The 12,287-nt window shown below is 72.1% G+C and carries 12 protein-coding genes; 9 read left to right on the top strand and 3 right to left on the bottom strand.

Going from position 1 to position 12,287, the window contains the following annotated elements:
- Positions 1 to 125 precede the first annotated feature (125 nt).
- A complete protein-coding gene (locus FGM06_RS03015) occupies positions 126 to 1,436 on the bottom strand; it encodes a carboxylate--amine ligase (protein WP_144797408.1) in 1,311 nt (436 codons plus the stop codon).
- A gap of 104 nt (positions 1,437 to 1,540) precedes the next feature.
- Between FGM06_RS03015 and FGM06_RS03020 the strand changes: the two genes are divergently transcribed.
- Together FGM06_RS03020 and FGM06_RS03025 are read left to right on the top strand one after the other, a co-directional pair.
- Positions 1,541 to 2,047, top strand: coding sequence for a DUF5813 family protein (locus FGM06_RS03020; protein WP_144797410.1), 507 nt, complete (start codon positions 1,541 to 1,543; stop codon positions 2,045 to 2,047).
- Positions 2,048 to 2,117: 70 nt separating this feature from the next.
- Positions 2,118 to 2,441: a hypothetical protein gene (locus tag FGM06_RS03025; RefSeq protein ID WP_144797412.1), complete on the top strand. Its 324-nt coding sequence runs from the start codon at positions 2,118 to 2,120 to the stop codon at positions 2,439 to 2,441.
- Between the two features lie 12 nt (positions 2,442 to 2,453).
- Here FGM06_RS03025 and tmk read toward each other — a convergent pair whose 3' ends face one another.
- A complete protein-coding gene (tmk, locus tag FGM06_RS03030; RefSeq protein WP_144797414.1) occupies positions 2,454 to 3,053 on the bottom strand; it encodes a dTMP kinase in 600 nt (199 codons plus the stop codon).
- A gap of 134 nt (positions 3,054 to 3,187) precedes the next feature.
- Here tmk and FGM06_RS03035 point away from each other — a divergent pair, with 134 nt between their 5' ends.
- The 7 genes from FGM06_RS03035 (at position 3,188) to FGM06_RS03065 (ending at position 10,763) form a co-directional block, all read left to right on the top strand.
- Complete coding sequence (locus FGM06_RS03035; RefSeq protein WP_144797416.1) at positions 3,188 to 4,537, top strand: hemolysin family protein; 1,350 nt, start codon at positions 3,188 to 3,190, stop codon at positions 4,535 to 4,537.
- A 52-nt stretch (positions 4,538 to 4,589) separates the two neighbouring features.
- Complete coding sequence (locus FGM06_RS03040; protein WP_144797418.1) at positions 4,590 to 5,456, top strand: universal stress protein; 867 nt, start codon at positions 4,590 to 4,592, stop codon at positions 5,454 to 5,456.
- A gap of 131 nt (positions 5,457 to 5,587) precedes the next feature.
- On the top strand, positions 5,588 to 6,484 hold the full coding sequence (locus tag FGM06_RS03045; protein ID WP_144797420.1) for a complex I NDUFA9 subunit family protein: 897 nt from the start codon (positions 5,588 to 5,590) through the stop codon (positions 6,482 to 6,484).
- A gap of 157 nt (positions 6,485 to 6,641) precedes the next feature.
- Complete coding sequence (locus tag FGM06_RS03050) at positions 6,642 to 7,820, top strand: tubulin/FtsZ family protein (protein WP_186310954.1); 1,179 nt, start codon at positions 6,642 to 6,644, stop codon at positions 7,818 to 7,820.
- Positions 7,821 to 7,833: 13 nt separating this feature from the next.
- Positions 7,834 to 8,532, top strand: coding sequence for a 2-phospho-L-lactate guanylyltransferase (gene cofC, locus FGM06_RS03055; protein ID WP_144797422.1), 699 nt, complete (start codon positions 7,834 to 7,836; stop codon positions 8,530 to 8,532).
- A gap of 92 nt (positions 8,533 to 8,624) precedes the next feature.
- Positions 8,625 to 9,788, top strand: coding sequence for a 7,8-didemethyl-8-hydroxy-5-deazariboflavin synthase subunit CofG (gene cofG, locus FGM06_RS03060; RefSeq protein WP_144797424.1), 1,164 nt, complete (start codon positions 8,625 to 8,627; stop codon positions 9,786 to 9,788).
- A 111-nt stretch (positions 9,789 to 9,899) separates the two neighbouring features.
- Positions 9,900 to 10,763, top strand: coding sequence for a mechanosensitive ion channel family protein (locus FGM06_RS03065; RefSeq protein WP_144797426.1), 864 nt, complete (start codon positions 9,900 to 9,902; stop codon positions 10,761 to 10,763).
- 50 nt (positions 10,764 to 10,813) lie between these two features.
- Here FGM06_RS03065 and FGM06_RS03070 read toward each other — a convergent pair whose 3' ends face one another.
- A complete protein-coding gene (locus FGM06_RS03070; protein WP_144797428.1) occupies positions 10,814 to 12,277 on the bottom strand; it encodes an MATE family efflux transporter in 1,464 nt (487 codons plus the stop codon).
- Positions 12,278 to 12,287 lie beyond the last annotated feature (10 nt).

Raw genomic sequence — 12,287 nt, forward strand, 5'->3', positions numbered from 1 at the left:
GGATCAGGGCGTGCGGTAATGGTCTCTTCGATGTGGCAGCGCGACCGCATGCGCTCAGATGTGTAGCCCGCGGAGATATCGAGCGGGGCTTCACTACCCGCAACAGCGGGATAACCGCCGACCGCTCAACAGGAGCAGTAGTAGTCGCGGTCGACGAACTCCGTCTCGAACAACTTCGCGGCCGGGCCGGGGTCGGTGGGGCGGTAGACGCCGGTCGTCAGGTCGCCCTCGCGCTCGAACGCGCCGGAGACGAGCCGCCGCCAGTCGGCGACCGAGAGCTGGTCCCAGAAGGCGTCGTCGCCCGCTAAAAGCGAGAGGTAGTCCCGGAGGTACACCCACCGGGTCGGCTCCACGCCCTCGGACTCGTACTCCGCGTCGGTGACCGCGGCGTAGGCGGCCATCGGGAGGTTCGCCCCCGCGGCGACGGGCATCGAGATCCACTTCCACGGGCGGGTGTTGACGTCGAGCAGGAGGAACTCGTCGCGGTCGGCGTCGTAGACGAACTCCGACTCGCTGATCCCGTGGTAGCCGGCGTCGTCGAGCACCGCGAGCGCGCGCTCCTCGATGGCGGGCTCGTCGGCCGTCTCGACCAGACAGGACGTGCCGAACTGCCGGGGGTACCGCACCGCGGCGTTGCCGACGACCCCGAGCGCGTCGTCGGTCCCCGACGGCGGCACGTAGGAGGCGAGCGAGTGGTCCCGGCCGGTGGCGATGTCGACGCGCTTTTGCGCCATCACGGCGATCCCCTCGTCGCTCGCGGCCGCCGCGACGTCCTCGAACTCCCCGCGGTCGGCGACCTCGATCACGTTGGTGCCGAACGCCTCCTCGAAGTCGCGCTTGAGCTCGGGTTTCACCACGAGCGGGAAGCCGAGCGCCGCGGCGGCCTCGTCGACCCCGGCGTCCGGCTCGCGCGTCGCCGCCGACGCGGTCTCCGCCAGCCGGTACGTCTCGGGGTACGGCACGCCGAGCGCCTCGCAGGTCGCGTACAGCTCGGACTTGTTCAACACGTCGTCGAGCGTGTCGATCCCGGCGAAGGGGAGCCGGACGCCGTCGGGGTCGGCCTCGGCGTACGCCAGCGCCCACTCGTCCATGCAGCCGAACGCGACCGCCTCGTTCCCCGCGGCGTCGACGATCGCCTCCACGTCCTCGCGGAATCCGTCGAGGTCGTCGAGGGGGTAGGTGACCGCGCCCGCGAAGTCGACCGCGTCCGAGGGCGGGGCGAGGCCGTCGTGGGGGACCGCGGCGGCGTCGCCGCCGTCCCCGCCCCCGTCGCCGGCGCGGTCGAGCGCGATCACGGGCACGCCGTGGGCGTCGAGCGCGCGCGCGACGCCGAGTCCGGTCACGTGGGCGTTGCTGACGAGAGCCGGCGGGCGGTCGAACGAGGCGTCCGCGAGCGCCTCGACGAGCGCCTCGGTCGAGAGGAACTGCGCTTCCATACCCGGCGTTGGCCGTCGGGACACAAAGGCGCACCAGTATCGGCCCCGCGTGCCACTACCGGTGACGCAACGCGCTTTTGGTCCCGCCGCGCCTCATCCTCGGTATGAGCGAGACAGAGCTGCCTGGGCGGGTCCGCCGCGCGTTCGCGGACCACGGCTCCTTCGAGCCCGCCGACGAGGCGGGCGCGTGGACCTCGGAAACGACCGCGTTCGACGGGACGGTGCGCGCCGAGCCCGCCGCGGACGGCCGGGTGCGGTTCGCGGTGACCGTCCGGGTGCCGACCCTCTCGGCGGCGACCGCGGACGACGTCGCCGACGTGGTCGAGGAGGGGTGGACCGAGACGTTCGAGCTCCGCGTCGTCGACGTCGGCGGCGTGACGCGCGGCGACCGCGAGTTCGACCCGACCGTCGCGGTCGGCGACGACGAGATCACCGTCGAGTTCGAGCTGACCGACGTCAACGAGCGGCGCGGCGTCGACGACGCGGGAGCGCTGATCGACTTCGTCGAGGGGACCTACGTGCAGGGCGTCATTCCGGGGTACGAGTACGTCGACCCCGTGGCTGGGCTCCTGTCGGCGGCGCGCCAGCAGGGGAACGACGGCGCGTTCTGACCGCGTTTCGAACGGGGGATCCGCGGCGCCGGGCCGATAGGGGCAAATGCCGGGAGCCCGTACGGGAGGTATGCTCGCGCTGCTCGGGTTCGTCAGCCTCCTCGCGCTGGTGGCGTTCCACACGCTGGTCGCCGGGGTGACGACCCGCTTCTTCCGGCTTCGACTGTCGACGGCGTGGGGGTCGGTGGTGTACACGATCGTGTTGACGCCGATGCTCCTCCTGATCTCGACGCTCGTGTTCACGGGCGCGCTCAACGTCGGCGCCGGCGTCAACCTCGGCAGCACGACCGTCCTCTTCGGACTGCTCGTCTTCCTCCCGGTCGTGCTCGGCGCGGCCGTCGACTACCTCTACGTGCCGTCGCCGGAGGAGTACGAGCTGCCGGAGACGCAGTAGGAGAGTTGCGAATTACTCCTCGACCAGATCCGCGACGACCGCCGCGACGCGGGCCGTGACGTCCTCGGGCGACCGCGTCGCGTCGACGCGCACGAACCGGTCCGGCTCCGCGTCGATCAGCCGCTCGTAGTTGTCTCGGACCGCGGCGAGGTAGCCGTCCTGCTCGAACTTGTTCGTGCGGCCCGCGCGCTCGGCGGCGGTGCGGGCGTCCAGGTCAAGGTAGACCGTCGCGTCGGGCGGCCGCGAGAACGGCGCGTGGACCTCTTTGATGTATTCGAGCGGGTCGCGGTCGTCGAGGGCGACGCCGCTCGCGTCGAGCGTCGCGGCCTGGTACGCGAACCGGGAGTCCGAGTAGCGGTCGGAGACGACCAGGTCGCCGCGGGCGAGGGCCGGCCGGATCGTCTCGGAGAGGTGGTTCGCGTGGTCGGCGGTCAGCAGGAACAGCTCCGCGAGCGGGTCGGCGTCGTCGGCCGCGATCGACCGGTCCACGGCCTCCCCGTACCAGCTGTCGGTGGGCTCGCGGGTGAACGTCGCGTCCGGGTGGCGCTCGCGGAGCGCCTCCCAGACGGTCGTCTTCCCGCTCCCGTCGAGCCCCTCCAGCGTGATCAGCATGGTCGCGCTCGGACGCGCCGGGGAATAAACCGACCGGGTTCCGAGGACGCGACGTGTCCCTTTTTAGTGGCCCGCGGACGAACCGTCGCTATGGTCAGCCGCTCCCCCGCGCCGCGCTCCGCCCGGAGGCACCGATGGTAGACGTCGCGATCTCCGTCGGCCGAGTGGCCGCCGCGCTGGTGTTGGTGGTGCTGAACGGGTTCTTCGTGGCGTCGGAGTTCGCGTTCGTCCGGGTCCGGTCCACCTCGGTCGAACAGCTCGCCGCCGAGGGTCGGCCCGGGTCGGGAGCCCTCCAGGACGTGATGGGGAGTCTCGACGACTACCTCGCGGCGACCCAGCTCGGGATCACGCTCGCCTCGCTCGGGCTCGGGTGGATCGGCGAGCCCGCGGTGGCCGCGCTCATCGAGCCGGCGCTCGGGTCGGTGCTGCCGCAGAGCGCGGTCCACCTCGTCGCGTTCGCGATCGGGTTCGGCGTCATCACGTTCCTCCACGTGGTGTTCGGCGAGCTGGCGCCGAAGACGATCGCCATCGCGCAGGCCGAGCGGATCGCGCTCATGCTCGCCCCGCCGATGAAGCTCTCCTACTACCTGTTTTCCCCCGGCATCGTCGTGTTCAACGGGGCCGCGAACGCCTTCACGCGCGCCATCGGCGTCCCGCCCGCCTCGGAGACCGACGAGACGATGGGCGAACGCGAGATCCGGCGCGTCCTCGCGCGCTCCGGCGAGGCCGGTCACGTCGACCCCGGCGAGGTCGACATGATAGAGGGCGTCTTCGAGCTCGACGACACCGTCGTCCGCGAGGTGATGGTGCCGCGGCCGGACGTGGTGACGCTCGCCGCCGACCGGACCCTCCCCGAGATCCGCGCGACCGTGCTGGAGGCGGGACACACCCGCTACCCGGTCGTGGCCGACGAGGACGCCGACCGCGTGGTCGGCTTCGTCGACGTGAAGGACGTGCTGCGCGCCGGCGAGGCCGGCGACGAGTCGGCGACGGCCGCGGACCTCGCGCGGGAGATCGTCGTCGTGCCCGAGACGACGGCGATCGGCGACCTCCTCGTCCAGTTCCGCGAGGAGCACAGGCAGATGGCCGCCGTCGTCGACGAGTGGGGCGCCTTCGAGGGGATCGTCACCGTCGAGGACATCGCGGAGGCGCTCGTCGGCGACCTCCGGGACGAGTTCGACGACGGCCGGGGCGAGCACACGATCCGCGCCCGCGAGGGCGGCGCGTACGAGGCCGACGGCTCCGTCTCCCTCTCGGTCGTCAACGACGCGCTCGGGACCGACCTCGAGGGGAACGGGTACGACACCCTCGGCGGGCTCGTGCTGGACCGGCTCGGCCGCACGCCGGAATCGGGCGACGTCGCCGAGGCCGGCGGCCACCGCTTCGAGGTCACCGCCGTGGACGGCGCCCGGATCTCGACGGTGCGTATCGACCGGATCGACGGCGACGGCGGTGTCGACGAACACGGCGGAGACGGCGAGTAGGACGCGCCGACGGCCGCGGCGTTTTTTAAGCGTCGGCCGCGACTCTCCGCGCATGTTCGACCGGATCCTGTTCCCGACCGACGGCGGCGACGGGGCGGACGCGACGTTCGACCACGTCCTCGACCTGGCCGCGGACCACGAGGCGACGGTCCACGTCCTCAACGTCGCCGACACGACTCACGACAGCGTCACGCGGGTCGGCCGAGACGTGGTCGACGTGCTCGAACGCGAGGGCGAGGACGTCGTCGAGGCGGCCGCGGAGCGGGCCGCAGAGCGCGGCGTCGAGGCGGTCACGGCGGTGCTCCAGGGCGGCGTCGCGGAGACGATCGTCGCCTACGCGACCGAACACGAAATGGACCTGATCGCCATGCCGACGCGCGGGCGGACGGGGCTCGACCGCCTGCTCCTCGGGAGCACGACGGAGCGCGTCGTGCGCCGGTCGCCGGTCCCGGTGCTCAGTCTCCGGCCCGACGGCGAGCCGGCGCGGTACCCCTACCGGAACGTCCTCCTGCCGACCGACGGGAGCGATCGGGCCGCCGAGGCGCTCGACCGCGCCGTGGCGCTGGCGGCGCGAAGCGGGGCGACGCTCCACGTGCTCTCCGTCGTCGACGTCGGGACCATCGGGGCCGAGGCGTACTCGGGCACCGACGCGCTCGTGTCGGCGTCCGAGGAGATCGTCGCGGAGGCCGCCGCCGTCGCCGAGGCGGCGGGCGTGGAGACGGTCGAGCGCGTCGAGGTGGGCTCGTCGGCCGCCCGCGGGATCCGGTCGTACCTCGCGGACGGCGACGTCGACCTCGTGGTCATGGGCACGCGGGGGCTGACGGGCGTCGAGCGCTACCTGCTCGGGAGCGTCGCCGAGCGCACCGTTCGGACCTCCCCCGTCCCGGTGTTGACGGTGCCCGACGAAGGCTCCGAGTGAGGCGGCCGCCGACCCGAGACCGCTCGCCGGCGGGGCCGCCGACCGCGGGGGCCGCCGACGGCGACGCCGCTCCGCGCGGCGGCGTCTGACGCCGCGGTAGGTTTACGGGGGTTCCTCGCCTTATTCCGTGCATGAAGGTGTTGGTCGCAGGCGGGACCGGATTCATCGGGTCGTACCTCTGTCGCGCGCTCGCCGAGGGGGGCCACGACGTGACGGCCCTCTCCCGCTCGGGGAGCGAGACGCCCGAGGGGGTCGACGTCGTCAGGGGCGACGTCACGGACTACGACTCGATCGCCGGGGCGGTCGAGGGACAGGACGCCGTGGTGAACCTGGTCGCGCTCCCGCCGCTGTTCGAGCCGAAGGGCGGCAACGTGATGCACGACCGGGTCCACCGCGGCGGGACGGAGAACCTCGTGAACGCCGCCGAAGCGGGCGGAGTCGAGCGGTTCCTCCAGCTGAGCGCGCTCGGGGCCGACCCCGACGGCGACACGGCGTACATCCGCGCGAAGGGACGGGCCGAGCCGATCGTCCGCGAGAGCGACCTCGACTGGACCATCTTCCGCCCCTCGGTCGTGTTCGGTGAGGGCGCCGGGTTCCTCTCGTTCACCAAGCGGCTGAAGGGGATGTTCGCGCCCGGCCTCCCGCTGTATCCGCTTCCCGGCGGCGGGAAGACTCGGTTCCAGCCGATCGATGTCGAGGACTTCGTCCCGATGCTGGTAGCGGCGTTAGAAGAGGACGAACACGTCGGCGAGACGTACGAGATCGGCGGCCCGGAGACGCTGACGCTCCGGGAGGTGACCGACCTCGTGTACGAGGCCGAGCGCAAGGACGTCACCATCGTCCCGCTGCCGATGCCGCTCGCCAGGATCGGCCTGACGGTGCTCGGCGCCGTCCCCGGCTTCCCGATGGGGCCCGACCAGTACCGGTCGTTACAGTTCGACAACACGACGGCCGACAACGACGTCGCCGCGTTCGGCGTCGACCCCGACGAACTGACCACGCTCGGCGCGCATCTCGGCGTCCGATGACGAGGTCGATCGCGGGACTGAGCGGCGATTCGGCGGTCGACGTCGGAGCCGCGGCGCCGTTCGTGTCACGCAGGTGGATATCAGCGATGGTAACGGCAACCGAAGGCTTAAATATGCCTTCACGTTCTGTTCTTTTCAAAGGCCGAGGGAGCACACGATGAAACTTGCAATGATCGGATTCGGACAGGCGGGGGGAAAAGTCGTCGACAAGTTCCTGGAGTACGACAAGCGGACGGGGTCTGAGATCGTCCGCGCGGCCGCGGCCGTCAACACGGCCAAGGCCGATCTCATGGGACTCGAGCACGTCGCCGAGGACCAGCGCGTACTCATCGGGCAGTCCCGGGTGAAGGGCCACGGGGTCGGCGCGGACAACGAGCTCGGCGCGGAGATCGCCGAGGAGGACATCGACGAGGTGCAGGGCGCCATCGACTCGATCCCGGTCCACGAGGTCGACGCGTTCCTCGTCGTCGCCGGGCTCGGCGGCGGCACCGGCTCCGGCGGCGCGCCGGTGCTCGCGAAACACCTCAAGCGGATCTACACCGAGCCCGTCTACGGGCTCGGCATCCTGCCGGGCAGCGACGAGGGCGGTATCTACACCCTCAACGCGGCACGGTCGTTCCAGACGTTCGTCCGCGAGGTGGACAACCTGATGGTGTTCGACAACGACGCCTGGCGGAAGACGGGCGAGTCCGTCCAGGGCGGCTACGAGGAGATCAACGAGGAGATCGTGCGGCGGTTCGGCATCCTCTTCGGCGCCGGCGAGATCCAGCAGGGCCAGGAGGTCGCCGAGAGCGTCGTCGACTCCTCGGAGATCATCAACACGCTCGCCGGCGGCGGCGTCTCCACCGTCGGCTACGCGGAGGAGGAGGTCGAAGAGCGGAGCTCGGGCGGGCTGCTCTCGCGGCTGCGCGACGACAACGGCGAGGACCAGCTCGACAGCGCGCACACCACGAACCGCATCACCAGCCTCGTCCGCAAGGCGGCGCTGGGCCGGCTCACGCTCCCGTGTGAGATCGAGGGCGCGGAGCGCGCGCTGCTCGTGCTCGCCGGGCCGCCGGAGTACCTCAACCGGAAGGGTATCGAGCGCGGTCGCAAGTGGCTCGAAGAGCAGACCGGCTCGATGGAGGTCCGCGGCGGGGACTACCCGTACCGCGGCGCCGGCTTCGTCGCGACGGTGATCCTGCTCGCGGGCGTCACGAACGTCCCGCGGATCAAGGAGCTCCAGCAGGTCGCCATCGAGGCGCAGGACAACCTCGACGAGATCCGCGAGGAGAGCGACGAGAACCTCGACGAGCTCGTCAGCGACGACAGCGACGAGCTGGAATCCCTGTTCTAGGGCGACCCTCCCGATGGAGGTCCTCGTCCCGTTCTCGACCGACCGCCCCAAGTCCCGACTCTCCGCCGTCCTCGATCCCGACGAGCGGGCGGCGTTCGCGCGGGCGATGCTCCGCGACGTCCTCGACGCGGTCCGGGCCGCCGGCGGCGACCCGCGGGTGCTCGCCACCGGTCCGGTCGACGCCGACCTCGGCTGTCCCGTCGAAATCGACGAGCGCGCGCTGACCGACGCGGTCAACGCGGCGTTCGACGGGCGGTTCGGGGGCGGCGACGGCGACCGCAGCGACGGCGACCCGGACCCCGTCGCGGTCGTCATGGCCGACCTCGCGCTCGCGACGCCGGCGGCCCTCCGGGATCTGTTCGCGGCCGGGCGTGAGGCCGACGTCGCGCTCGCGCCCGGCCGCGGCGGCGGCACGAACGCATTCGTCGCGAGCCACCCGTCGTTCCAGGTCGACTACCACGGCGCCTCGTACCTCGACCACCGGCGGATCGCGGCGGAGATCGGTGCGAGCGTCGCGGTCGTCGACTCCCATCGGCTCGCGACCGACGTGGACGAGCCGGCGGACCTCGCGGAGGTGCTGATCCACGCCGAGGCGGACGGCTGGGGGGGCGGAGACGACAGCATGAACGCAGGGAGAGCGACGCGGTGGCTCCGCGACGCCGGCTTCGCGCTCGACGCCGCGGACGGGCGGGTGGGCGTCGTGCGGGAGTGAGGCGGGGGCAGCCCGGGCGATCGGTTTCGACGGGCGACTCGCTCGGATCCTCGACCGCGATCCTTTTTGAACCGCGAGCGTGAGGGGCGGACGTGTTCACGGCGGCCGACGAGTACGGGATCGACCTGTCGATCGACGCCGAGCGCGTCGAGCGGCTGCTCTCGGTGACGCCCGCGGACGTCGACCCCGCCGAGCGGCTCACGTTCGCGCGGAACGTCTTCGTGCCGCTGACGACCGCCTGCCGGTACACCTGCACCTACTGCACCTACTACGACGTGCCCGGCGAGGCCTCCCTGCTCTCGCCCGAGGAGGTCCGCGAGCGCTGCCGCGTCGGCGCCGACGCCGGCTGCACGGAGGCGCTGTTCACCTTCGGCGACGACCCGGACGACCGATATGTCGAGATCCACGAGACGCTCGACGAGTGGGGGTTCGACTCGGTCCACGACTACCTCCACCGCGCCTGCGAGATCGCCTTGGAGGAGGGGTTGCTCCCGCACTCGAACCCCGGCGACCTCACGGAGGCGCAGTTCGCGTCGCTGCGCGAGGTGAACGCCTCGATGGGCGTCATGCTGGAGACGACCGCCGACGTCGACGCGCACAGCGGCGGTCGGCGCAAGACACCCGGCCAGCGACTCAACACGATCCGGGCGGCGGGTCGGCGGGGCGTCCCCTTCACCACCGGCATCCTCGTCGGCATCGGCGAGGACTGGCGCGACCGCGCGGAGAGCCTGCTCGCGATACGCGACCTCCACGAGCGCCACGGCCATATCCAGGAGGTGATCGTGCAGAACGTCGTCCCGAACGAGCGGTCGGAGTTCGCGAAGCCCGAGTTGGAGACGATGCGCCGGGTCGTCGCGATGGCCCGGGCCGCGCTCCCGCCGGAGGTGTCCGTGCAGGTGCCGCCGAACCTCTCGCCCGCGGCCGACCTCGTCGACTGCGGGATCGACGACCTCGGGGGCGTCTCGCCGGTGACGGACGACTACATCAACCCCGCCTACGAGTGGCCCGACCTCGACGGGCTCCGCTCGGTCGCCGACGCCGGCGGGATGCCCTTACGCGAGCGGCTCCCGACCTACGCGCGATACCTCCCGAGCGACCTCCGGCCGGCGAGCGTCGATCCGGCCCCGCCGCCGACGGACCGCGACGCGTGGGTCCCGCCGGCGGTCCGCGACCGGATTCGCGCGGACGACGTCCACGGGCGGCGGCTCCGCGGGGTCGCCCGCGGCGACGGGCCGCTCGCGGTCCGGGGCGACTGAGGTCCACGGCGGATCCGGCGACGGGCTCCGACGGCGGATCCGGCGATCGACCCCCGATAAACAACTGCGCTGCCAGTAGCTTCTTTAAATATCTCTCCGAATGGGTGAGTGATGCTACCACTACAGTTCGGCGGTGCCGGATTGAACGCGGCCCTGACGGAGATCCTGTTCTCCGTGGCGCTGTTCCTCGTCGGGTTCGTCGGCGTGTTGCTTCTGGGCAAGCTCGTGCTCGTGCCGGCGGTCAGGCGGGTGTTGAGCTCGCGCGGGTTCGACGGCGCCGTCCGGAGCCTCGCGTCGAGCGTGGCGAACGCCGTCGTCTGGGTGGCGGCGATCGCCATCGGCTTCACGATGGCCGGCTACGGCGCGTTCCTCTCGGCGTTCGCCGTCTTCGGCGGCGCCATCGCGCTCGCGGTCGGCTTCGCCGCGCAGGACCTCCTCGGCAACTTCGTCGCCGGGATCTTCATCCTGAAGGACAAGCCGTTCGAGGTCGGCGACTGGATCGAGTGGGACGGGAACGCCGGCCGCGTCGAGGACATCGACCTGCGCGTCTCGCGGGTCCGGACGTTCGACAACGAGCGGGTCACGGTGCCGAACGGCGACCTCGCGAACAACGCCGTCACCAACCCGGTGGCGTACGAGACGCTGCGTCAGAAGTTCGTCTTCGGCATCGGCTACGACGACGACATCGCGGAGGCGACCGACATCATCGTCGAGAAGGCGGAGGCCCACGGGGAGATCCTCGACGACCCGGGCGTCTCCGTCCGGCTCGTCGAGCTCGGCGACTCGGCCGTGGGGCTCCAGTCGCGCTGGTGGATCTCAGACCCGGACCGCGGCGACTTCGTCCGGGTGCGCTCGGAGTACGTCACCGCGGTGAAGGAGGCGTTCGACGAGGCCGGCATCGACATGCCGTACGTCCACCGGCAGCTCACCGGCAGCGTCGAGGTGCTCGAATCGGTCGCGGACGACGACCAGTAACCGGTCAGCGACGGCCGCCGGCCGGCGAGTCCGGGAGCGTCGCGCTCGGGCTACTCCGCCGGCGCGTCGCCCTCGACCGCGTCCGGTCGGTACTGCCGGCTGACGGCCTGCCACCGGTTCGAGCGAAATCGCGCGAGGTTCAGCCCGGCCGGTACCAGCTTCTCGGCGATCACCGCCGCGTACAGTCCCCCGACGCCGAGCGGCGTCGCCAGCCCGAGCAGCGCTGCCGGGAGCGCGACCACGTACAGCCCGACCATCGACGCGAGGAACGGCCATCGGGTGTCGCCCGCCCCGCGGAGCGACCCGGTCACGGAGCCGTCGACGCCGAGCGGGACCGCCGATATCGCGGCGACGACGACGAACGCCGCGGTCGCCGCCACGGCGGCCGGGTCGTCCACGAACACGCCGGCGATCGGATCGGCGGCCAGCAGGACGACCGCCGACGCGAGGACGTAGACGAGCGCCGACAGCCGGATCACGTCGCGGCCGTACTCCGTCGCGAGCGACTCCTCGCCCGCGCCGAGCCGCTGGCCGACGAGCGTGCTCGCGGCGATGGAGAAGCCCCAGCTGAAGCTCCCGAGGAGCGCCCGGACGCGTCGGCCGACCTCGAGGGCCGCGACGGTCGCGTCGCCGAACGAGGAAGCGATCCACAGCAGGGGGAAGACGGCCACGCCCTCGGCCACCCGGCGCGCGATCAGGGGCGCGGAGACCCGGAGGAGCTGCCGGATCAGCCCGGCGTCGATCCACGGGCCGGCGCGGCCCACCGGGACCGGCGAGGCGCCGCGCCCGAAGTACGACCGGCCGGTCATCCCCCACGAGAGTGCGACCCCGACGGCGGCGACGGAGACGGCGGTGCCGAGCCCCGCGCCGAACACGCCGAGGCCGGCGCCGAGCACGAGCCAGACCGTGAGGACGACGTTGAGGAGCGCGCCCCCGGCCCGGACCACCATCGGGGTGAACGTGTCTCCGACGCCGGCGTAGGTGCGGCTCGCGATCATGTTGAAGAACTCGAAGGCAAGCGCCGGCGCGGTGACCGCGAGGTACACCGTCCCGGCCCGGAGCGCGGTCCCCTCGCCGCCGACGAGCGCGATGAGCGGTTCGGCGAACGCGACGAAGCCGACGACGATGGGCGCGGCGAGCGCCAGCGCGACGAGGAGCGACCCCTTGACGACGAGCGCGGCGCGGTCGCCCTCGCCGCCGCCGTAGTTCTGCGAGACGAGCGACACCGTCCCGCCGGCGAGCCCGATGGAGACGAACTTCGCGAGCTGCCAGTAGGCGAACGCGAACGCCAGCCCGGCGACGGAGGGCGCCCCGAGCGCGAACCCGACGACCGCCAGGTCCACCGTGTTCTTCGACATGATGGCGAACCCGGTGACGATCCGGGGCCACGCCAGGTCGAGGGTCTCGCCGAGCCGGCCGCGGTCGATGACGCCGGCGCGGTCGAGCCCGTCCGCCGTCGCCGAGCCGAGGCCGGCCCGGAGCCGCGCGGCCGCCGCCCGGAGTCGTGAGCGCATCGGCGTCGGT

It is taken from the genome of Halorubrum depositum, assembly GCF_007671725.1.
In the GTDB taxonomy this organism is placed as follows: Archaea; Halobacteriota; Halobacteria; order Halobacteriales; family Haloferacaceae; genus Halorubrum; species Halorubrum depositum.

Coding starts and splice junctions, on each gene's coding strand:
- FGM06_RS03045 (WP_144797420.1), top strand. CDS start 5,588: ATGAAGGTGTTGGTCGCAGGCGGGACCGGATTCATCGGGTCGTACCTC.
- tmk (WP_144797414.1), bottom strand. CDS start 3,053: ATGCTGATCACGCTGGAGGGGCTCGACGGGAGCGGGAAGACGACCGTC.
- FGM06_RS03050 (WP_186310954.1), top strand. CDS start 6,642: ATGAAACTTGCAATGATCGGATTCGGACAGGCGGGGGGAAAAGTCGTC.
- FGM06_RS03035 (WP_144797416.1), top strand. CDS start 3,188: ATGGTAGACGTCGCGATCTCCGTCGGCCGAGTGGCCGCCGCGCTGGTG.
- FGM06_RS03070 (WP_144797428.1), bottom strand. CDS start 12,277: ATGCGCTCACGACTCCGGGCGGCGGCCGCGCGGCTCCGGGCCGGCCTC.
- FGM06_RS03065 (WP_144797426.1), top strand. CDS start 9,900: ATGCTACCACTACAGTTCGGCGGTGCCGGATTGAACGCGGCCCTGACG.
- FGM06_RS03025 (WP_144797412.1), top strand. CDS start 2,118: ATGCTCGCGCTGCTCGGGTTCGTCAGCCTCCTCGCGCTGGTGGCGTTC.
- cofC (WP_144797422.1), top strand. CDS start 7,834: ATGGAGGTCCTCGTCCCGTTCTCGACCGACCGCCCCAAGTCCCGACTC.
- FGM06_RS03015 (WP_144797408.1), bottom strand. CDS start 1,436: ATGGAAGCGCAGTTCCTCTCGACCGAGGCGCTCGTCGAGGCGCTCGCG.
- FGM06_RS03040 (WP_144797418.1), top strand. CDS start 4,590: ATGTTCGACCGGATCCTGTTCCCGACCGACGGCGGCGACGGGGCGGAC.
- FGM06_RS03020 (WP_144797410.1), top strand. CDS start 1,541: ATGAGCGAGACAGAGCTGCCTGGGCGGGTCCGCCGCGCGTTCGCGGAC.